The organism is Acidovorax sp. 99 (assembly GCF_003096455.1).
GTDB classification, from domain to species: domain Bacteria; phylum Pseudomonadota; class Gammaproteobacteria; order Burkholderiales; family Burkholderiaceae_C; genus Acidovorax; species Acidovorax delafieldii.
The window spans coordinates 2084671-2104677 of the sequence record NZ_QEKU01000001.1 but is presented as its reverse complement, the minus strand read 5'-3'; the positions used below and the strand labels follow the sequence as shown (position 1 = coordinate 2104677).

16 protein-coding genes are annotated in these 20007 nt (G+C 66.0%); 8 read left to right on the top strand and 8 right to left on the bottom strand.

Annotated elements, in window-relative coordinates:
• Window positions 1-27: 27 nt before the first annotated feature.
• The 4 genes from C8C95_RS09865 (at window position 28) to C8C95_RS09850 (ending at window position 3149) form a co-directional block, all read left to right on the top strand.
• Entirely contained in the window at window positions 28-861 is an 834-nt protein-coding gene (locus C8C95_RS09865; protein ID WP_243415669.1) for an enoyl-CoA hydratase-related protein, read from the top strand.
• Window positions 862-947: 86 nt separating this feature from the next.
• A complete protein-coding gene (locus C8C95_RS09860; RefSeq protein WP_116748465.1) occupies window positions 948-1355 on the top strand; it encodes a hypothetical protein in 408 nt (135 codons plus the stop codon).
• Between the two features lie 232 nt (window positions 1356-1587).
• Window positions 1588-2361: a pirin family protein gene (locus tag C8C95_RS09855; protein ID WP_116748464.1), complete on the top strand. Its 774-nt coding sequence runs from the start codon at window positions 1588-1590 to the stop codon at window positions 2359-2361.
• 32 nt (window positions 2362-2393) lie between these two features.
• Entirely contained in the window at window positions 2394-3149 is a 756-nt protein-coding gene (locus C8C95_RS09850; RefSeq protein ID WP_116748463.1) for a gamma-glutamylcyclotransferase, read from the top strand.
• A gap of 28 nt (window positions 3150-3177) precedes the next feature.
• Here C8C95_RS09850 and C8C95_RS09845 read toward each other — a convergent pair whose 3' ends face one another.
• Window positions 3178-4248, bottom strand: a complete 1071-nt coding sequence (locus C8C95_RS09845) for a recombination-associated protein RdgC (protein ID WP_116750223.1) — start codon at window positions 4246-4248, stop codon at window positions 3178-3180.
• Between the two features lie 334 nt (window positions 4249-4582).
• Between C8C95_RS09845 and C8C95_RS09840 the strand changes: the two genes are divergently transcribed.
• Window positions 4583-5155 carry a Spy/CpxP family protein refolding chaperone gene (locus C8C95_RS09840; RefSeq protein ID WP_060987148.1) on the top strand — a complete coding sequence of 191 codons (573 nt, stop codon included), beginning with the start codon at window positions 4583-4585 and terminating at the stop codon, window positions 5153-5155.
• Between the two features lie 1234 nt (window positions 5156-6389).
• Here the strand turns inward: C8C95_RS09840 and C8C95_RS09835 are convergent.
• On the bottom strand, window positions 6390-11282 hold the full coding sequence (locus tag C8C95_RS09835; RefSeq protein ID WP_116748462.1) for an EAL domain-containing protein: 4893 nt from the start codon (window positions 11280-11282) through the stop codon (window positions 6390-6392).
• 310 nt (window positions 11283-11592) lie between these two features.
• Between C8C95_RS09835 and C8C95_RS09830 the strand changes: the two genes are divergently transcribed.
• Together C8C95_RS09830 and C8C95_RS09825 are read left to right on the top strand one after the other, a co-directional pair.
• Window positions 11593-12048, top strand: a complete 456-nt coding sequence (locus C8C95_RS09830) for a MerR family DNA-binding transcriptional regulator (RefSeq protein WP_116748461.1) — start codon at window positions 11593-11595, stop codon at window positions 12046-12048.
• A 105-nt stretch (window positions 12049-12153) separates the two neighbouring features.
• Window positions 12154-12585, top strand: a complete 432-nt coding sequence (locus C8C95_RS09825; RefSeq protein ID WP_116750222.1) for a PaaI family thioesterase — start codon at window positions 12154-12156, stop codon at window positions 12583-12585.
• A 53-nt stretch (window positions 12586-12638) separates the two neighbouring features.
• On the opposite strand, the gene C8C95_RS09820 is transcribed toward C8C95_RS09825, so the two are convergent.
• The 4 genes from C8C95_RS09820 to leuA form a co-directional block, all read right to left on the bottom strand.
• Window positions 12639-13739 (bottom strand): 3-deoxy-7-phosphoheptulonate synthase, encoded by a 1101-nt coding sequence (locus C8C95_RS09820; RefSeq protein ID WP_116748460.1) that lies wholly within the window; start codon window positions 13737-13739, stop codon window positions 12639-12641.
• Between the two features lie 156 nt (window positions 13740-13895).
• Window positions 13896-14402: a C40 family peptidase gene (locus C8C95_RS09815; protein ID WP_116748459.1), complete on the bottom strand. Its 507-nt coding sequence runs from the start codon at window positions 14400-14402 to the stop codon at window positions 13896-13898.
• A gap of 122 nt (window positions 14403-14524) precedes the next feature.
• Entirely contained in the window at window positions 14525-15028 is a 504-nt protein-coding gene (locus C8C95_RS09810; RefSeq protein ID WP_116748458.1) for a GNAT family N-acetyltransferase, read from the bottom strand.
• Window positions 15029-15039: 11 nt separating this feature from the next.
• Entirely contained in the window at window positions 15040-16740 is a 1701-nt protein-coding gene (gene leuA / locus C8C95_RS09805; RefSeq protein WP_116748457.1) for a 2-isopropylmalate synthase, read from the bottom strand.
• 441 nt (window positions 16741-17181) lie between these two features.
• Between leuA and C8C95_RS09800 the strand changes: the two genes are divergently transcribed.
• Window positions 17182-17547, top strand: a complete 366-nt coding sequence (locus tag C8C95_RS09800; protein WP_116748456.1) for a YciI family protein — start codon at window positions 17182-17184, stop codon at window positions 17545-17547.
• A 1-nt stretch (window position 17548) separates the two neighbouring features.
• Here the strand turns inward: C8C95_RS09800 and C8C95_RS09795 are convergent, their stop codons facing one another.
• Together C8C95_RS09795 and C8C95_RS09790 are read right to left on the bottom strand one after the other, a co-directional pair.
• Window positions 17549-19462, bottom strand: coding sequence for an EAL domain-containing protein (locus C8C95_RS09795; protein ID WP_243415668.1), 1914 nt, complete (start codon window positions 19460-19462; stop codon window positions 17549-17551).
• On the bottom strand, window positions 19459-20007 hold the full coding sequence (locus tag C8C95_RS09790; RefSeq protein ID WP_116748455.1) for a YfiR family protein: 549 nt from the start codon (window positions 20005-20007) through the stop codon (window positions 19459-19461). Before C8C95_RS09790 ends, C8C95_RS09795 begins: the two co-directional genes overlap by 4 nt.

Genomic DNA, 20007 nt, shown 5'->3' with positions numbered 1-20007 from the left:
TCCCCTAGCGCTTGAAGCGGATTGGACATGAAAAATACAGCCCCAGACCCTGCAGCATCCTCCAATGCACCGTCCGCGCCCGCCCCACAGCCGCCCCTGCTGCTGGAGCGCCACGGCGCCGTCGCCACGCTGCGCTTCAACCGGCCCGAGGCACTCAACGCCATCGACGTGCCCATGGCCAATGCCTTCCTCGCCGCCGTGCAGGCCATCGCTGCCGACCCCGGTGTGCGGGCCGTGGTGCTGCGTGGCAATGGCCGGGGCTTCATGGCCGGGGGCGACCTGGCCACGCTGCGCGCCGACCCGGTGCAGGGCGCCATCGACATCCTCACGCCGCTCAATGCCGCCCTTCAGTTGCTGGGACAGATGAACGCGCCGGTCATCGCGCAGGTGCACGGCGCCGCCGCCGGTGCGGGCTTGAGCCTGGTGCTGATGGCCGACTACGTGATCGCTGCCGAAGGCACACGCTTCAACCTGGCCTACATCAACCTGGGCACCAGCTGCGACGTCGGTGCCTCGTGGGCGCTGCCGCGCACCGTGGGCGTGCGCCAGGCGCTGGAGATCGCGCTGCTGGGCGAGGCCTTCACCGCGGACGATGCGCTGCGCCTGGGCCTCGTCAACCGCGTGGTACCCGGCGCCGAGCTGGACAGCGTCACCGCCGCCCTGGCCCAGCGCCTGGCCAACGGCCCCACGCTGGCCTACGGCGCCATGAAGCGCCTGATGCGCGCGTCGATGGACCGCACGCTGCCCGAGCAACTGGCCGCTGAAAAAGACGCCTTTGTGCACTGCGCGGGCACCGAAGACTTCCGCGCGGGGGTGGAGGCGTTTCACCAGCGCCAGAGCCCGCAGTTTGTGGGGCGGTAACGCAAGCGCAACTGCATCGCCGGCAGCCTCTTTCTTGTCTTCAAGCAGAGCCCTTACACTCCCGCCAAAACGGAGGGAGAGAGGGTATGAAGCCATCACGCCAACAAGGCAAGCTGCTGTTCAAAATCGCGGGCGTTCTCGCCGGGGTCGTGTTCGTTGCTTTTGGAATGCAGGAGCGGTCCGAGCTTTCCAGAACGCTCAAGCTCGGCAAACACGCCATGGTCGAGCCCATCACGCAGTACACGGAGTTCAAGAAAAGCGGTTCTTCCACCTACACCGCCGAGTTCCACTACAAGACCGACAGCGGCCAGCAGATGGTGGTGAAGCACAGTTTCCCGGAAGAGATCCTGACCGAATTCAAGGCCCATCGCCCGGTCGAAATCGCCTACATGCCCAACGACCCCAGCACGTTTGTGTTTGTGAAGCAGCAGTCTTCATGGACGCTGGTGGCGGTGGGCTGCGCATTGATGCTGGCCGCGCTGCTGCTGGCCTGATCGACGGTCCAACCTTCTGCACCGTACGCTCCTTGTGCCAGGGGCGGGGCTGGGGGAATGCCCCGGCACACAGCATTGGACTGAATCGCGGAACAGTGAGTTGAGCTGCCAGCCATTGATGGCGAACCCATCGGCCCTTAGAGTGAGGCCATGGCGACGACAACCTACACGGCTCCACGCACTCTCTTGCCCCTGTGGTGCAACATCGGCCGGATACCCCCGCAATAAAGCCATGATCACCGTCCGCCCCTCCTCCGAACGGGGCCGGTCCTCCACCGGCTGGCTGCACAGCGCCCACAGCTTTTCGTTTGGCGACTACTTCGACCTGCGCCACCAGGGCCATGGCAACCTGCTGGTGCTCAACGATGACACAGTGGCGCCCGGCAAAGGCTTTGGCACGCATGGGCACCGCGACATGGAGATCGTGAGCTACGTACTCGACGGCGCCCTGGCCCACCAGGACAACCTGCACGAACGCACCGGCCAACAACCTGGCGGCTCAGCGGCCTCGGGGGCGCCAGGGGCTGATTCGGCGGAGGCTCCCACCGGCATCCTGCACCCGGGCGACGTACAGCGCATGAGCGCCGGCTGGGGCGTGCGCCACAGCGAGTTCAATGCGCTGCCCGACCAGCCCACCCATTTCCTGCAGATCTGGATCAAGCCCCTGTTCACCGGCATCCGCCCCAGCTACGCACAAAAACACTTCCCGTCCGCAGACCGCCGGGGCCGCCTGGTGCGCATTGCCTCGCGCCGGGGAGAGGACGGCTCGGTGACCATGAACGCCGACGCCTCCATCTGGGCAGGCTTGCTGGATGGCAGCGAAACCGCCACCCAAGTGCTGAACCCCGAACGCCTGGCCTACGTGCACGTGGCGCGAGGGGCGGTGCAGGTCAACGGCATCGCGCTGTCTGGTGGCGATGGCGCCTTGCTGGACAGCGAAAACACGCTGACCCTGCACGACGGCCACCACGCCGAGGTGCTGGTGTTTGACCTGGCGCGGCGTTGAAACGCGTCACCCCAGCGCTTGGAACTGGCCCCATGACCCCCGACAAAGCCTTCCTTCACCTGCCTGAGCTGCAAGGCCGGCTGACCCCCGCCCATGCCTCGGGCCTGCGCCTCACCGACGAGGTGCTGGCCGAGTGGGACGCCCAGGCGCGCTGCCAGGGCCTGCCCGCCCACTGGCGCCTGCCAGATATCGAGGTTGAGCAATCCCGCCGCGAGGTGCTTTCCACGATCACCGCCGAGCAGCAGGATCTGTGGGTGTTTGCCTATGGCTCGCTGATGTGGAACCCAGGCTTTCACTTTGGCGAAGTGCGCCGCGCCTGCCTGCCCGGCTTTGCACGCCGCTTTGCCCTGAGCACCACCATCGGCCGGGGCACCCCCGATTGCCCGGGCCTGGTGCTAACCTTGCAGCGCACGGGCGACGAAGACCCACAGGGCTGCGAAGGCCTGGCATTCCGCATCCCGGCGCCGCTGGTGGAGGACGAGTCCCGCCTGCTGTGGCGGCGCGAGATGATCACCGGCGCCTACTGCCCGCAACTGCTGCCCCTGCCAACGCCCCAGGGCGAGGTGCAGGCGCTGGTGCTGGTCGCCAACACGGCCCATACCCATTACCGGGCCAATCTGTCGCTGCAGGCCACGGCCGCGACGATTGCCACCGCCTGCGGGCGCATCGGCAGCAACCGGGACTATCTGGAGCAACTGGTGCAGCAGTGCGAGGTGCTGGGCATTGAAGACGCCTATGTGCGCGAGCTGGCAGCGTTGGTGGATGCCGCCTGCGGCCACAGCCGCTGAAGCCACAATGGCCCGGCGGGCCACGATGTCAGAACGGCGCCGATTCCGGGTCGGTATCGACGGGCACTTCGCGGGGACCGGTCACCACGCCACCCCCAGCCACTTTGCGCGCCGGGGCAGAGGGTGCTGGTGCAGCCATTGGTGGCCGTGATGCCGCTGGAGCGGTTTCCGCCCGGTCGCTGGCCACTGCCTGCGCCGCACTCGCCACCCCACTCTCTGACTCCCCTCCCAGCGCCTCGATCAGGTCCGGAATCAGCTTGACCAGCTCGCCCGTGGCAATCGCCACGTCAGTGTCAAAGCCGCCATCGTCTGCCTTGGTGCCTTCAAACACCGTGTCCAGAAACGACACTTTCTTGATCTGCAGGCCTTCGGTGAGCATGAAGCTCACGCGATCGTCCCAGGTGAGGGCGAGCTTGGTCGGCAGCTTGCCGGCGTCGATGTGGGCCTGCACCTCCTCGATGTCCAGTGGGTGGCGGGCGTAGCGCACCACGGCTTTTTCCTCGTTGGCGCTTTTGAGTTCGCACTCGCGGTCCACAGTGAAGCCCACGGGTGGCTCCTGCTCCTTGAGCCAGTGGGCCATGGCGGCCTGGGGGCTGGTCTGGGTGTCGAGCAGCGACACCGACAGGCCGGGCAGCGATTCGACCAGCAAGGTCACCACTTCATCAGCACGGCCTTGGGCTGACGTGTCCAGCACCAGCAGGCGCGAGGCCGTGTCGATCCAGATCCACATCGAGCCCTGCTTGGTGAAGGCCATGGGCAGCAGGTCCAGCTTGGCCTCGTCTTTCAGTTCCTTGCTTTCCTTCTTGCCGGGCTTGCGGCCGGTTTCCTTTTCGATGCGTTCGGCCTTTTCCTTGACCTTGCGCGCCAGCACGCTGCCGGGCAACACCTTGGTCTCGACCATGAAACGCAGGATCCACTGCCCGCCCACCGATTCGACCAAGGGGCCATGTAGTTCACCCCGGGGGGGCACCCAGCCCAGCGACTTCTCTTGCGTGGCGCCACATTCCTGGAACGGGGCCTTGGCCAGGGCATCCTCTACTTGCGTCAGCTCGACCTGCCATTGCGGAGCAATGCGGTACACGATCATGTTCTTGAACACGGAAAACCTTTGGTTGGGGTCGCTGCGGACAACGACACGGACACGGAACCCGCCATTGTCGGCGGTCGCCACCCAGGCGCCGGGCCGCTGGGGCACAGGCAGCCCTTGAGGGACTAAAAACGCTACACAATCAATAGCAAGCAAGGCACATATCACTAGCGCATCGTCGACTATTTGCTCAAAATTATCTCGGAGGCCACTTTGCAAGCGTTCGCTGCAACTTTACACAGCCTCACCCAACGCGCACGGTGGCGATACGTGGGCGGCAGACACTGGACTCCAATCGCTGAAACGGTCGTTGCAGCGAGCTCACCACCGCGAAAGGACTTCCACCATGGCATCCCGTTTCTCCCACCCCATCTCTCACCGCATTGCCGCCACCGCCCTGCTCGCCGCCATGGCGTTGCCTGTGCTGGCCCAGCAGCCCCCAGCTGCGCCTGCGGCATCCCCCACAGCCCCTGCCAAGGCCGCCGAGGGCCGCCATGAACGCCACCATGGCGACATGGCCCAGCGCCATGCCAAGCGGCTGGCAGACCTCAAGGCCCAGCTCAAGCTGACACCTGCCCAGGAATCCGCCTGGACCACCTTCACCACCGCCATGCAACCCGGCGAACGCCCCGCCCGCCTGGACCGCCAGGACATGGACAAGCTGACCACGCCGGAACGCATCGACCGCATGCGGGCCCTGCGCGCTCAGCACGCTGCCGAAGCCGACCGCCGTGGCGAGGCCACCAAGGCCTTCTATGCCACGCTGACGCCCGAGCAGCAAAAGACCTTTGACGCCCAGGCCCACCGGGGCCACCCCATGGGTGGCATGCGGGGTGGCGAGGGCCGCCACGGGCACGGCGACCACCACGGCGGCATGCGCGGAGGCGAAGGCCGTCCGGCCCCCGCTCCGGCCAAATAAGGCCCCCGGCCAGGCGGACAGGCGCTAAGGCGTGCACCCGCCAACCCGGCGTTCTTCACAGAACGCCGGGTTTTTTGTTGTGGCGGCCAGCCCATGGGGAGCAGCGAACGGCAGCATGCGACGCAGCTGTGGATAACTCTGGGCACAGTTCTGGCACAACCGGGCAGTTATCCACACAAAAATCCGCCACCCGAAAGTTGTTGTCGGTGAGCCCCGCACTTTGTGCAAGCCGCCCCACACACTTTGCAGCGACGCAAGTACGCGCCAGCATTGAAGAAAAGACGCTTGTCCACACAAACAGGCGTTCTCTACTACTACTGCTATTTATATATAAAGCTATTAAAGAATAACCAGAACCCCAACTCCGGGGTACCCATCACACGCCTGCGACGTGCGGTTCTGCTTGTGGGGCCTGTCTGCACGGACATCACCACCAGGCCGTGGTGGCGACCGCTCAGCCTGCCCTGCGGATCACTCAGGTTCTCTTGGGCACCCACAGGCAGTCGGTAACCGCACGAAACGGCTTTGCGGCCTGGTAAGAGGGATGTGCTGCGCCAAGGCCCTGTGCGCCGCATCGACCATCGTCTGGGCAGGTTCTGACCGCCTCGCTGGCGTGCCCCAAGCCCCTGCAGTAGCGGAAGCGGAGCGTCACATCTTCCTTGGCGCTATCAATTAGAGAGCAATCAAGGCATACGGCCGTGGCCCTACGGGTCGTTTTGATTGAAATTCTTGCTGCCCACGCGCCCGGTGCGTAAAACTGGGGATAGTTTTGGCACAACCGGGGGCTTATCCACAGAAAAGTGCGATGCGCCGCTTTTGTCCCCGCTCGGGCGACAACGGGAGCAGGGCTGGGTGCACAGGGTTGGCAGCGGGCTAAATGCTTGCCAGCGCTGGCAAAAATGCAGTTGTCCACACGCCAGGCCGCCCTCTACTACTACGACTATGTATTTATAAAAGACATAAGAAGAAGACAGAGAACAACTGGGGCGATGCAAACGGCAGGGGTGGACGAAAGCAGCACCCACATGTCAGGCGTACCCGGGCTGCCCAGGACGGAAGATGGGATCTGGAGACGCCCAGAAGGCCGTAGAGGGCCTTGGGCGCAAAAGCAGGCCCAGGGGGGCCGAAACAGACCCACCGGCCGCTCACGGGCCTCCTGAGGCCCTCAGAAGGGAGTTAGGGTGGGATGGGACTAAGGGGTGGACAAGCGCCGGGAACACCTGGCGGGCGCCGCTTATGCCTGCGAGGTGCGCAGGAAGCTGTCCAGAACGTCCACCGACAGCGCCTTGCTGAACAGGTAGCCCTGGTAGAGCTGGCAACCTGCGCGGGCCAGCAGAGCGCATTGCTCGGGGGTCTCCACGCCTTCGGCGATCACTTCCAGCCCCAGGCTGCGCGACAGGCCGATGATGGTGTCCACGATCGCAGCGTCGTTGGGGTCGGTCAGCAGGTCACGCACAAAACTCTGGTCGATCTTGAGCTGGTCGAGTGGCATGCGCTTCAAGTAGCTCAGGCTGGAGTAGCCCGTGCCAAAGTCGTCCAGCGAGAAGCCCACCCCGTACGACCGCAGCGCGGTCATGGTGGCGATGGTGGTCTCCATGTCTTCCACCAGCAGGCTTTCGGTCAGCTCCAGCTTGAGCTGGGCCGAGGGCGCGCCGGTGATGGCGAGCACGCGGGCCACGTCGTCCACAAAACTGGCATGGCGGAACTGGCGCGAACTCACGTTGACGGCCATGGTCAGGTGCGACAGGGCCGGGTCGCTCTGCCAGCTGGCCAGCAGCTTGCACGCGGTGTGTAACACCCAGCGGCCCAGCGGCAGGATGAGGCCCGTCTCTTCAGCGAGCGGGATGAACTGCGCGGGCGACACCATGCCGCGCCGCGGGTGGGCCCAGCGCACCAGCGCCTCCACCCCCACACAGCGGCCCGACTGGTGGATTTGCGGCTGGAAGTGCAGCAGGAACTCTTCCTGCATCAGCGCCGAGCGCAGGTCGGTTTCCAGCCCCGCGCGCGCCGTGACCACAGCCTGCATGTCGGGGTCAAAAAAGCGCAAGGTGTTGCGGCCGGCCGTCTTGGCCTGGTACATGGCCAGGTCGGCCTGTTTGAGCAGCTCGCCCACTGTGGTGTGCTCGCCGGTGAACGGTGCAATGCCGATGCTCGGCGTGCTGCGGTACTGGTAGCCCTGCAGCGCATAGGGCACGGCCAGCATGGCCAGGATCTTTTCACCCACGCCCCGGGCGTGCAGCGCGAGCTCGTGCGGCTTGGGGCTGAGTTCTTCCAGCATGACCACAAACTCGTCACCCCCCAGCCGGGCCACCGTGTCCACGCTGCGCACGCAGGTGTTCAGGCGCTGCGCCACCTGTTGCAGCAGCAGGTCGCCCTGGTCGTGGCCCAGGGTGTCGTTCAGGGTCTTGAAGTTGTCGAGGTCGATGAACAGCAGCGCCCCGCCCTGCTGGCGCCGCTGCGCGGTGGCCAGGGCCTGGTGCATGCGGTCCATGAGCAGCATGCGGTTGGGCAGGCCGGTGAGCGCATCGTAGAACGCCAGGCGCTGGATCTCGCGCTCGCTGGCCTTGCGCTGGCGGATATCGGTGTTGATGGCCAGGATGGACTGTGGCTGGCCGTCGTCGCCACGCACCAGCGTCCAGCGGCCTTCCACCTCGATGGTGCTGCCATCGCGGTGGCGCTGTACGATCTCGCCGGTCCACTCGCCCTGCTCCAGCACCGTCTGCGTGGCGTGCCGGAAGTGCGTGGGGTCTTCGTAGAGCAGCGTCTCGATGGACTGCCCCAGCGCCTGCAGCTGCGACCAGCCGTACAGACGCTCTGCGCTCTTGTTCCAGAAGATGATGCGGTGGTCCAGGTCCCGCACCAGGATGGCGTCCTGGGCCTTGTCCAGCAGCGAGGCCTGGTGGCGGATGCGGATATCGGCCAGCTGCCGCTCGATCTCGGCCGACGCCCGCGAGGCAAAGATCTGCAGCGTGGAGGTGATGAAGTCCGTGTCGGCAATCGCGTGGCGGAACAGCACAAAGACGATGCCCACCACCTCGCCGTCGGCATTGCACAGCTGCTGGCCCACATAGGCCTGGGCACCCACCGCGCGCAGCACGGGGGCTTCGGGGTACAGCTGCTGCACCTTGTCGGTCACCACATGGGTACGCTGCGACATCAGCAACAGGCTGGGCGTGCCGGTCAGGCTGTATTCGTCGTTGGGCAGCATCTGGCCGTCGAGCACGGCGGCCAGCGTGACCACCCGGGGCGCCTGGTCTTGCGAATGCGGCAGCAGCCGCACCACGCAGCCGCCCTGGGCATCCAGCGCATCGGCCATGTTGCGCACCAACTGCACAAAAAATTCGGTGCCGGTGCTGGCCGACACGGCCGCCGCCACCTTGAGCACCGAAGCCTGCAGCCGCTGCTGCGCCTTGTGCGCGCGCAGGCTGGTGATGCCGATGGCCAGGTCGTTGGACAGCTCCTGCAGCAGTGCAGCTTCTTCGGGGCTGATCTGCAACACGTCGGGTGCGTACAGGTACAACAGGCCAAAACTGCGGTCCTGTGCGTGGTCGCGCGCATGCTCGCGCAACGGTAGGCAGATCACCCCGTGAAAGCCATGCTCCAGCATGCGCTCGGTCCAGTCGGCAAAGTCGCCTTCGGTGCGGATGTCCTGCACGATCACCGGCTGGCCGGTGCGCACCGCAATGCCCGCCGGGCCCCGGCCATAGGGGTCGTCGGCCGACCAGCTCAGTTGCAGGTTTTCCAGATAGTTCTGGTTGTAGCCCGCATGGGCCACAGGGCGGATGGATTTGCGCTCGTCGTCCAGCGCAAACCCCACCCAGCCCATGCGGTAGCCACCGATGTCCACCGCAATCTGGCAGATGGCCTGCAGCAGTGCGGCCTCGGACGTGGCGCGCACCAGGGTTTCGTTGCATGCGCTCAGCAGGCGCTGGGCACGGCCCATGCGCGCCAGCTCGCGCTCGGTGCGCAGGCGTTCGGTCACGTCGGTGGCCAGCACCTGGCGGGCTGGGCGCCCGTTGAAGCTGATGCTGCCCGCCGTGATCTCCACATCCATGAAGCTGCCGTCTTTCTTGATGTGGCGGCTGATGACCGGCGCGTTGCGCTGCTCCATCGGAACGGCGCGGATGTTGGCCTCGACGTTGGGGCGCCGGTCGGCGGGCCACAGGTCCAGCATCGACATGGTCAGCAGCTCGGACTCGGTGTAGCCATAGTGGCGTTCCATCGACCGGTTCACCGCCTGCAGCTGCAGGGTTTCGCGGTCGTACACCCACATGGGGTGCGGGTGCTCGTCAAACAGCATGCGGTATTGCTGCTCGGACGCATGCAGCTGCCCCGCCACATGCCGCAACTGCACCATGGCACCCAGCGACTCGGTCAGTATCTCCAGGTGCGCCACATCGCGGCGCGAAAATGCATTGACCTTGTCCGACGTGACCTTGAGCGACCCGACGATGGCGTCGCCACTGCGCAGCGGAACCGCCATGACCGACCGCACGCCGTGGCGGTGGGGCATCGACGCCATGTCCCAGCCCTCGGCCTCGGTGTCGTTGCACACCACGGTCTGGCCCTTGCTGAGCGCAGGCCAGAGCAAGCTCTGGTCCACTGGCAGCAGGTTGCCCACCGGGCGCACGTGGTCACCGGCCGAGGCTTGCGCCACCAGCTGGCGGCCTTGCAGCAGCTCCACCATGGCGCCGCGCGCTTCGGTCTGGCGCAGTACGGTGCTGGCCACCAGCTGCAGCACCTCGGGCAGCGGCATGTCCAGCGACGAAATGCGCTGCTGCACCTGCAGCAGCTCGGCATGGTTCTGTGCGTCGCGCTGGGCGTCCAGGTCGGCCAGCTTTTGCGTGCTGATGTCGGTCATGCCGCCCACCATGCGCACGGCCTTACCCTGCAGGTCGCGGATCAGGAAGCCCCGGTCCAGCACCCAGGCATAGCTGCCATCCTGGCGGCGAAAGCGGTACTCATCCGACCAGTGGTTGGCCGTGCCGTCGATGGCGGCATGGATACCTTCAAGCACTTCTTCGCTGTCATCGGGGTGCAGCCGCAAGGTCCACGAGGTGCTGTCCGGCGGCAACTGGTCGAGCGGCACGCCGAACAGGGTCTGCATGCCCTCGTTCCACCACATGGCATCGGTGTGCAGGTTCCAGTCCCACACCGCGTCGGCCGTGGCGCGTGAGACTAGGTGAAAGCGCTCTTCGCTTTCACGGCGGGCCTGCCGGGCCTGGTGCTGGGCCGAGATGTCCTGAAACGCCCCCTGAACCCGCATGATTTGGCCGTCAGCGTCGCGCACCGCCTGCCCGGTGGTGCGCACCCAGAAATGCCGCCCTGCCGGTGTGACGAGTTCGGCTTCCAGGTCAAACGGTGTGCCGTGGCGGATACAGCTCTCAAACGCTGCCTGCATGGCCTGCCGGTGCGGGGGCAGGTACAGCTCCATGATCTGTTCCACCGAGCCCACACGCCCCGCAATGCCGAAGGCGGCGGCGATCTCCTGCGACCAGTTCAGCCGCAGGCTGGGCAGCTCCACGATCCAGCCGCCAATGCGGGCCATCTGCCCGGCCACGCGCAGGGTCTCGCTCTGGGCCAGCAGTTCGGCATGCATCTTGTCGCGCTGCTGCACCAGGTCGGCCAGCACCTGCTTTTGGCGGCGCAGCTCCAGCTGCACCATGGCCTGCTCGGCCAGTATGCGCAGGCCCTCCAGCTGCTCGGCCTCGATGTGCCGGGGGATGGAGTCCAGCACCGCCAGCGTGCCCAGCGCCTGCCCCTCGGGGGTGACCAGCGGCACGCAGGCGTAAAAGCGCACATGGGGGTCCTGCGTGACCAGCGGGTTGTGGGCAAAAACCGGGTGCTTGTGGGTGTCGTTGACCACCATGGGCTCGCGGCTGCCGCTCAGTGCATGCGCGCAGAACGCAATCGCGCGCTCGGTCTCCTTGAACGGTATACCCACTGCGGCCTTGAACCACTGCCGGTCGCTGTCCACGAAGTTGACCACCGCCATGGGGCACTGGCATACACGCGCAGCCAGCGTGGTCAGCTGGTCAAAGCTGTCTTCCGTCGGGGTGTCGAGGATCGCGTAAGACTGCAGTGCCTGGAGCCGGGCGGCTTCTGCGGTGGCTTGCGCTGGTGGCATGGTCAGTCCACCGTGGCACCGCTGCGCACGCACCCATCCAGCCTGGTCAGTGCGACCAGGCCATCAGGAGTGGGGCGGAGCAACTTCGGCAAGGCAATCAGGCAATAGGTGGGTGCGTGCAATGCTGCCGCAACGCGCGCATGGGACCACAGCGCCACAGGCACTGTGGCAAAGAGTGTGAATGCTACACCGCACAGTCCTCGCTGGCGACGTGCGCCCATGGGGGTTTGTCCCAAAAAACACAGTGTTTTGACCTCGGGCAGTCACCCAGGCAACCTTCGCGCAGCACGAGGCTTGCTAACGTGGCCCCATGCAGATTTCCGAACTCGCGCAACAGGCCTCGGTGTCCGTCCACGCGCTGCGCCACTACGAGCGGCTGGGGCTCATCCACCCCGATCGCCGGGTTAACGGCTACCGCGACTATCCGGCCCGCATGCGGCGCGAGGTGGTGTTTATCGCCATGTCCCGCCAGCTGGGCTTCAGCCTGCCGCAGATTGCCCTTCGCCTGGATGAATACCGCGCCGGCACCCTCGGCATTGACGACATGGTGCAGGCCTTGCAGGCGCGTGTGGACGCGATCGACCAGCAGATCGCTGCGCTGCAGTCCCAAAAATCCACCGTGCAGGCGCACCAGGCCTGGTTGCGTGGCCAGTTGCTCAAGAAGCAGCGATCAAAAACCCCGGGTCGGCAAACACCCTCGGGCGCAGCCACTGCATCTACCAAGCCCTGGCCGCGTGTGCGTGCCCCGTCGGCCCGCAAACCCTAGACCCCTCGCAGCACCCAAACACCCCATCCCCTGGAGACCCCCACCATGACAGCCCCACTCACACCTGTGCCCCGCGATGCTTTGTCCAGCACACCCCGCAGCGCCATGGAAACCCTGCAGGCCGTGGTGCTGGCCATGCCGATGGCCCGCACGCTGGGGCTGCGCTTTGTCCATGCCGAGCCCGGCCGGGTGGAGGTGGAGATACCGGTGAGCGAGGCTTTCAGCTTTCGCCCCGGCCAGTTGCAGGCCACGGCCGTGTTTGCGGTGGCCGACTTTGCGGCGGTGGCGGCAGCAGGCAGCGTGTTGCCACCCGGCTGGACCAATGCCACGGTGGACACCACCTTGAAAATTGTGGCCCCTGCCCAGGGCGAGTGCCTGCGGGCGCGAGGCCGCGTGGTGGATGCGGGGCGCCTGCTCACCGTCTGTGCCGCCGACGTGTGGGCAGTGGATGCCGCCGGGCAGGAGCGGCTGTGCGCTACGCTGCTGGCCACGGCGCGCAACATCGACCTGGGGGCCACGAGGCCGCCCCAGGGCTGATAGCGCAGCCTGACGCCAGGCGTGCCAGCCGAGTACAAGCTGCGTCGGATGCGTCAGGCCTTCTGGCGCCGCGCCCGCACTGCTGCTGCCAGTCCTTCAAGGACCGGCACGGTTTGCGCCATGCTGATGCAGGCATCCGTCACCGACACGCCATGCGCCAGCGGCTGGCCGGGCACGATGTCCTGGCGGCCTTCCTGCAGGTGGCTCTCGATCATCAGGCCGGTGATGCGTGCGTCGCCTGCGGCAATCTGCTGCGCCACTTCTGCCGCCACCGTGATCTGGCGCTGGTGCTGCTTGCTGCTGTTGGCGTGGCTCACGTCAATCATCACCTGCTCGCGCAGGCCGGCGGCCTTGAGCACGGCGCAGGTCGCATCCACATCGGCGGCGCTGTAGTTGGGCTGCTTGCCGCCGCGCAGGATCACGTGGCAGTCCTGGTTGCCGCGCGTTTCAAAGATCGCGGCCTGGCCCATCTTGGTCATGCCCATGAAGGCGTGCGCGGCGCTGGCCGCCAGGATGGCGTCGCTCGCCACCTTCACGCCACCATCGGTGCCGTTCTTGAAACCCACGGGGCACGACAGGCCGCTGGCCAGCTGCCGGTGACTCTGGCTCTCGGTCGTGCGCGCGCCAATCGCGCCCCAGCTCACCAGGTCACTGATGAACTGCGGCGAGAGCAGGTCCAGGAACTCGGTGCCCACGGGCAGGCCCAGTGCCAGCACGTCCAGCAGCAGCTGGCGGGCCAGCTCCAGCCCCTCGTTGATGGCAAAGCTGCCGTCCAGATGCGGATCGTTGATGTAGCCCTTCCAGCCCACAGTGGTGCGCGGCTTTTCAAAGTACACCCGCATCACGATGAGCAGGTCGTCCTGCAGTGCATCGGCCTGTGCTTTCAGCTGGCGCGCATAGTCCATGGCCTGGCCATGGTCGTGGATAGAGCAAGGCCCTACCACCACGATCAGCCGGTCGTCCTGCCCATGCAGGATGCGCGAAATGGCAGCGCGGCTGGATTCGACCAGGGTCAGCGCCGCATCGGGCGTGGGCAGCCATTCCTGCAGCAGCGCCGGTGTGATCAGTGGGCGCACGGCCTTGATGCGCGTGTCATCAATGCGGGTGGTGTCGTGGGTGGAGATGGGGGTGGCGGAGCGGTGTGCGTGGGTCATGGTGGCCCCGATTGTCGCGGAGCCCGATCACAGGCCGAATCGAGGCACGTTGCTAGTTACCGGCGCGGCCCCCGCGCGAGACGCAGAGCAAGGGCCGCCCCGCAGCGAGTGCGTCGTCCCCTTGGGGGAAGGCGCGCAGCGCCTCAGGGGGAGCCTCTACGGCCTGCGGAACGCCGCATTCTGCCGCGCCCAGTGGCGCGACTGCAGGTGGTCCAGCCGCACCGTGCCGCCGGTGGACGGCGCATGCACGAACCGCCCTTCGCCCACATAGATGCCCGCGTGGCTGGGCTGGCGGCCTGTGCCAAACACCACCAGGTCGCCGGCGCGCAGCTCGCTGCCGTCGATGGGATAGCCCCAGGTGTTGAGCTGGGCCACCGTGCGCGGCGGTGGTGTACCCACCTGGTTGCGGTACACATAGCCGATCAGGCCGCTGCAATCAAAGCCCGAGTCCGGGGTGTTGCCGCCGTAGCGATACGGCGTGCCCACCAGGCCCAGCGCGTGGATAGCAATGTCGTGTGCCTGCTCCGGCGTGAGCGGCGGCGCCGTGCGTGTGGCAGCCTGCGGTGGCGACGAGGGGGACGGAGGCCGCGATGTACTGCAACCGGCCAGCACCAGCAGGGCGGCGGTGCAGGCGGCAAGGCTCAGGCTGTGAAAGGCGCGCATGGGCCCGAGGTTACTGGACTTGCACGGCTCCCTGCACTTTACCCAGGCTTCCCAAGGTCTTTGCGCGCCAAGCCTTGCGCAGGCCGCTGGCAGTGCCTGAGAAAACCCCCTGTCGATCCCCGTCAGAACGGGGTATTCCCTGCGGCCTGTTTGTACGCCATGCTGGATGCATCGCTGGCGCGCCGCATCGGAATGAATGCAACCCCGTGGGTCTCCACCCTGGGACCCGTTGCCAAAAACCCCATGCGCTCATAGAAGCCCCGGGCATGGGGTGTCGCGTTGACTGTGATGCCCGGTGCAGGGCCGGCAGCGATATGGGACAGGGCGTGTTGCCACAGTTGCTGCCCGTAGCCAAGTCCCTGGAAAGCCTCGGCCACAAACAGATGGAACAGGTGGCTGTCCTCCCGCACCACCACGACGCCCGCCAAGGTGTTGTTGCGTGTCCACCCCACCCAGGTCTTGAACGATGGACTCTGCAGCCGTAGCGCCACCGCCTCGGGCTGCAGGGTCTGTAAAAACGCCTCCGCACCACGCCCGTCTTTGTCCAGCGTGAAGAAGTGCGCCACCGACAACGCAAGCGCGCTGATGGCGGGCGCATCCCGGGTCGATGCGGTAAGAATTTCCATGCGGGTTTCGGTCACTCGGCCAGGGAAGTTGCTTCCGGATGCAACGCAGGCCGCCGCGCCATCAACCGGTTGGCCACGCTCACAATCGCTTGCACCGAGGCAGTCACGATGTTGTGGCTGGCGCCTGCCCCAAAGGTGGAACCTGCCACGCCGTCCATGGCTGCTTCCACAATGGCCATCGCCTGCGCGTTGGCGCCCGTGCCGGTGGCGCGTTCCTCGTAGTGGTCCACCCGCAGTGGCAGACCGAGCGCGTCCACCGTAGCTGCAATCGGCCCGTTGCCCTGGCCGCGCAGGGTCTGGCGCGTGCCGTCGATGGTCACGTCCAGCTCGATGCCCTGGCCGTCTTCATCGATGCGGTGGCTGTGGCAGGTGATGGCGGCTTGTACTGTGGCGTGTACGGGTGCCTGCAGGTAAGTGGCCTGGAACAGGCTCCACAACGCGTCGCCCGTCATCTCGCTTTCGCTCGCGTCCGTCTGGCGCTGCACCACGGCGCTGAACTCCACCTGCATGCGGCGCGGCATCACCACGCCATGTTCACGTTCGAGCAAGAACGCGATGCCGCCCTTGCCCGACTGGCTGTTCACCCGGATCACGCTGTCATACGTGCGGCCGAGGTCGGCCGGGTCGATGGGCAGGTAGGGCACTTCCCACAAGGCGTTCGGGTCTTGCGCAGCAAAGCCCTTCTTGATCGCATCCTGGTGCGAGCCCGAGAACGCGGTGAACACCAGGTCGCCCGCATACGGGTGGCGTGGATGCACGGGCAGCGAGGTGCATTCTTCGGCAATGCGCGCGACCGAGGTGATGTCCGAGAAGTCAAGGTTCGGGTGCACGCCCTGCGTGTACATGTTGAGCGCCAAGGTCACGATGTCCACGTTGCCGCAGCGCTCACCGTTGCCAAAGAGGCAGCCTTCCACACGGTCGGCACCGGCCATCATGGCCAACTCGGCCGCCGCCACGCCTGTGCCCCGGTCGTTGTGCGGGTGCACCGACAACACGATGTGCTCGCGTGGCGACAGGTGGCGATCCATCCACTCGATCTGGTCGGCAAACACGTTGGGCGTGGCGTTTTCCACCGTGGTGGGCAGGTTGATGATGATGGGGCGGCCAGGGCCCGCATTCCATGCGGCAACCGCCGTCTGGCAGGCCTTGAGGGATACGCTGAGTTCGGTGGCGCTGAAGGTCTCGGGCGAGTACTGCAGGGTCCACTGCGTTTCGGGCTGGGCGTCGGTGAGCTGCTTGAGGTAGCCCACATGGTGCGCGATGAGCTGCATCACCTGCGTCACGTTCATGCCAAACACGATGCGGCGCCACGCGGGCGCGGTGGCGTTGTACAAGTGGACGATGGCGCGGGGTGCGCCTTTCACGGCCTCCACGGTGCGTGCGATCAGGTCCTCGCGCGACTGGGTCATCACCATGATGGTCACGTCGTCGGGGATGAGGTTTTCGTCGATGAGGCGGCGCACAAAGTCGAAATCGATTTGCGACGCGGCGGGAAAGCCGACTTCGATCTCCTTGAAGCCGATACGCACCAGCTCGTGAAAGAGCTTCATCTTGCGCTCGCCGTTCATGGGCTCGAACAAGGCCTGGTTGCCATCGCGCAGGTCGGTGGAGAGCCACACGGGCGCCTGGGTGATGCTGCGGTTGGGCCATTGGCGGTCGGCGAGCGCAATGGGGGCGATGGGTTGGTATTTGGTGGCGGGCTTGGCAATCATGAGGGGCTCCACGAACGGTGTGTGCGGTGTGCCAATCAGGCACGGTGCACGGGTCAATCGGAATCGAAAGAAATCAAAACGAATGACATCCCCTGCAGCCCTTTGCGTGTGCAAAGGCTGGTTCGCGGGCCGGGGTCAGGGGGAAATCAGGTGTTGCGCAAAACGGCAACGGTGGCGAACGCAGGCAGACCCCGGCCAGGCACTAGGCCTAGCGATAGGGTGGATAGGAGCATGCTGCGTTGCATAGGGGACCAAAGATAGCACAGCGATGCTGCGGTGCGCAACCATTTGCATGAAATCTGCCTATGGCGCTGGTTGTATATGCCTAATTAGCTATCAAATATGTAGCAAATGAGGCTGGTAGCATGACGCCCTTGAATGCCCCCAGCTCTGCCACTGCCCATGGCGGCTGGCACGATTGGCCCCGATTCAGGAGATCCCATGCCTTACCTGTTGCTCATCATGGAACCCCACGGCCAGCGCGCCGAGCGGGGCCTGGCCGATGGCCAGGAGGCCTATGCCCGCATGCAGCGCTTTGGTGCGGGTCTGCAGGCCCGGGGCCTGTTGCGCGCCAGCGAGTCGCTGGCCTCGACCGAGCAGGCGGTGCGGCTGCAGGTGCGCGAAGGGCAGACCCGCCTGACCGATGGGCCGTTTGCCGAGACCAAGGAAATGGTGGGCGGCTTCTTTCTGATCGACTGCGCCACGCGCGACGAGGCCGTTGCCATTGCCCGCGGATGCCCGGCCGCCGAGTGGGCCACCGTGGAGGTGCGCGAACTGGCGCCCTGCTACCACGGCGCGGTGGATTGAATCAAGCCAAAGCGCCTGCCTGCAGCGCCAGAAACTGCGGCGCAGGCATGGGGCGTGCAAACACATAGCCCTGCAGCACATCGCAGCCTTGCCGCACCAGGTAGTCGGCCTGCTCCTGGGTTTCCACGCCCTCGGCGGTCACCTGCAGCCCCAGGCCGTGCGCCAGCGCCACAATGGCGGTGACGATGGCACGGCTGTGCTCCTGCCCCGGCAGGTCTTTGACAAAGCTGCGGTCGATCTTCAGGCGCCGCATGGGCAACTGGCGCAGATATGCCAGTGACGAGTAGCCGGTGCCAAAGTCATCGATGGCCAGGTGAATGCCCAGCTGGCTCAACCGGTGCAGCGTGTGGGCGCCGGCCTCCATGTTTTCCATCAGCACGGTTTCGGTCAGCTCGATTTCCAGCAGGTGCGCGGGCAGGCCCTCTTCGCGCAGGATGTCCATCACGCGTTCCAGAAACTGTGGGTCACCCAGCTGCCGCGCCGAGATGTTCACGGCCACGCGCAGGGGCGGGCCCCCTTTCCACTGTGCGGCGTCGCGGCAGGCGGTACGCATCACCCAGTAGCCCAGCGGGGCAATGAGTCCGCAGTCCTCGGCCACCGACACGGCTTCGAGCGGCGACACGGAACCCAGCTCCGCATGCGTCCAACGCAGCAAGGCCTCGGCGCCGACCAGGGCCCGGTCGCTGGCGGCAAACAGGGGCTGGTAGTGCAGCGCCAAACCGGTGCCCTGCTCCAGCTCGGCACGCAGCGCCTGTTCAATGGCCTGGCGCCGCACCACGGCCAGGTTCATCGACGCATCAAACCGCACGCAGCGGTTCTTGCCCATCTCCTTGGCGCGGTACATGGCGGTGTCGGCGTTGCTCACCAGCGCGTCCATGTCCATCGCATCGTCGGGAAACGTGGCAATGCCTGCGCTGCAGGTCACGTTGACCTGCTGGCCGACCTCGGTGTAAGCGGCCTGGAAGACGCTGACGATGCGCTGGGAGTATTTCTCCAGCGCCGCGTCATCCATGTCCAGCCGCAGGATCAACGCAAACTCGTCGCCCCCCAGGCGCGAGATGGTGTCGGTGCTGCGCACCACAGATTGCAGGCGCCGAGCCACCTGGCGCAACAGGCCGTCCCCCGCCGCATGGCCGAAGGTGTCGTTGAGTGTCTTGAAGTTGTCCAGGTCGATGTACACCAGTGCCACCCGGTAGCCCGCACCGCGTGCGCCCTGCAGCTCGGCGGCCAGCCGCTCGTTGAACGCGTGCCGGTTGCCCGTGCCGGTGACGGCGTCGGTGTGGGCCAGCGCGTGCAAGCGGTTCTCGGCCTCGCGCACAGCAGCGCGGCTGCGCAGCACCATGGCGGTGGCCATGGCCATCACGCAAATGGCGATCAACAAGGCGGTGCCAAACCGGATGCCCAGCCGCATGTATACCGCCGCCATCGACTTGCGGATGTACAGCGTGCCCCAGGTGGTGCCAGACGCCTCGACGGGCCGGGCGATCTCCAGCATGCGCCAGCCTGCGCGCTCTGCGGCGCCGTCCAGTCCCGTCGCACGCAGCGTGGTGGGAAAGTCCGGGTCGCGGTCGCGCGCGTAATGCGCGAACAGCACGCCATCCTTGTCGTACACCGTGGCGCTGATCACCATGGACGACGACCGCAGCGCGCCCAGCATTTCGTTGGCGGTGCTGGTGTCGCGGAACACCACGGCCGCCGAGATGTTGTCGGCCACGATGGCAGCTTCCACCCGGCTGTCTTGCAGCATGGACGCGCGGGTGCTCCAGTAGTCCACGCCGGTGAGCGCCAGCACCACGGTCAGTAGCGCCATGCCTGCGGCCAGGATGCCGGTGACCACCAGGCGCGATGACAGCAGGCCATGTGTCGCCGGGCTTGCGGGCGCTGCGGTGCCGGCTTCAGAGGGGTGTGTTTTCACCGGCCTCCCCTGGCCAGCCGCAGCAACCGTGAGCTGATGACGAGGCCGGCCTTGTTGGCGGCGTCGGGGCTGATGCCGAACACCACACGTCCTTCCTGCTGGGCCAGGGCGATGACGATTTCAGGATTCACAAAGGTGATTTCGTCCGACACGGTGAGGATGCCGTGGGATGGAGGCAGGGTACGAAGCAGCCGCAGAACAGGTTCCACTTCCGCGTTGTGGACGATGAGCACGCGGCAGCCACGAATCGCCGGCAGATCCAGCAACCGCACGCGCACGGTGCGGCCCTTGGTGGCCGGTTTGCCATCGAGCGCAGTCAGGGCGCGCTTGAGCGGGCTGAAGGCAGACACGCACACCGTGACGTCATTGCCGGGCGCGCCATCGCTGTCGGGCCAGTCGATGAACTGGATGAAGTTGAAGATGTAGGCGGCCTTGAGGTCCAGGTCAGCCACGGGCTCGTTGGCACGGGCTGCACTGGTGCCCACGCCACACACCGTCCACAGGCAGATCGCCAGCAGCGTGCGCAATCGCAGGGAATAGGCCAT

Bases quoted from the DNA above. Each gene is read 5' to 3' on its own strand.
- C8C95_RS09865 (WP_243415669.1), top strand. From the start codon at position 28: ATGAAAAATACAGCCCCAGACCCTGCAGCATCCTCCAATGCACCGTCC.
- C8C95_RS09860 (WP_116748465.1), top strand. From the start codon at position 948: ATGAAGCCATCACGCCAACAAGGCAAGCTGCTGTTCAAAATCGCGGGC.
- C8C95_RS09855 (WP_116748464.1), top strand. From the start codon at position 1,588: ATGATCACCGTCCGCCCCTCCTCCGAACGGGGCCGGTCCTCCACCGGC.
- C8C95_RS09850 (WP_116748463.1), top strand. From the start codon at position 2,394: ATGACCCCCGACAAAGCCTTCCTTCACCTGCCTGAGCTGCAAGGCCGG.
- C8C95_RS09840 (WP_060987148.1), top strand. From the start codon at position 4,583: ATGGCATCCCGTTTCTCCCACCCCATCTCTCACCGCATTGCCGCCACC.
- C8C95_RS09835 (WP_116748462.1), bottom strand. From the start codon at position 11,282: ATGCCACCAGCGCAAGCCACCGCAGAAGCCGCCCGGCTCCAGGCACTG.
- C8C95_RS09830 (WP_116748461.1), top strand. From the start codon at position 11,593: ATGCAGATTTCCGAACTCGCGCAACAGGCCTCGGTGTCCGTCCACGCG.
- C8C95_RS09825 (WP_116750222.1), top strand. From the start codon at position 12,154: ATGGAAACCCTGCAGGCCGTGGTGCTGGCCATGCCGATGGCCCGCACG.
- C8C95_RS09820 (WP_116748460.1), bottom strand. From the start codon at position 13,739: ATGACCCACGCACACCGCTCCGCCACCCCCATCTCCACCCACGACACC.
- C8C95_RS09815 (WP_116748459.1), bottom strand. From the start codon at position 14,402: ATGCGCGCCTTTCACAGCCTGAGCCTTGCCGCCTGCACCGCCGCCCTG.
- C8C95_RS09810 (WP_116748458.1), bottom strand. From the start codon at position 15,028: ATGGAAATTCTTACCGCATCGACCCGGGATGCGCCCGCCATCAGCGCG.
- leuA (WP_116748457.1), bottom strand. From the start codon at position 16,740: ATGATTGCCAAGCCCGCCACCAAATACCAACCCATCGCCCCCATTGCG.
- C8C95_RS09800 (WP_116748456.1), top strand. From the start codon at position 17,182: ATGCCTTACCTGTTGCTCATCATGGAACCCCACGGCCAGCGCGCCGAG.
- C8C95_RS09790 (WP_116748455.1), bottom strand. From the start codon at position 20,007: ATGGCCTATTCCCTGCGATTGCGCACGCTGCTGGCGATCTGCCTGTGG.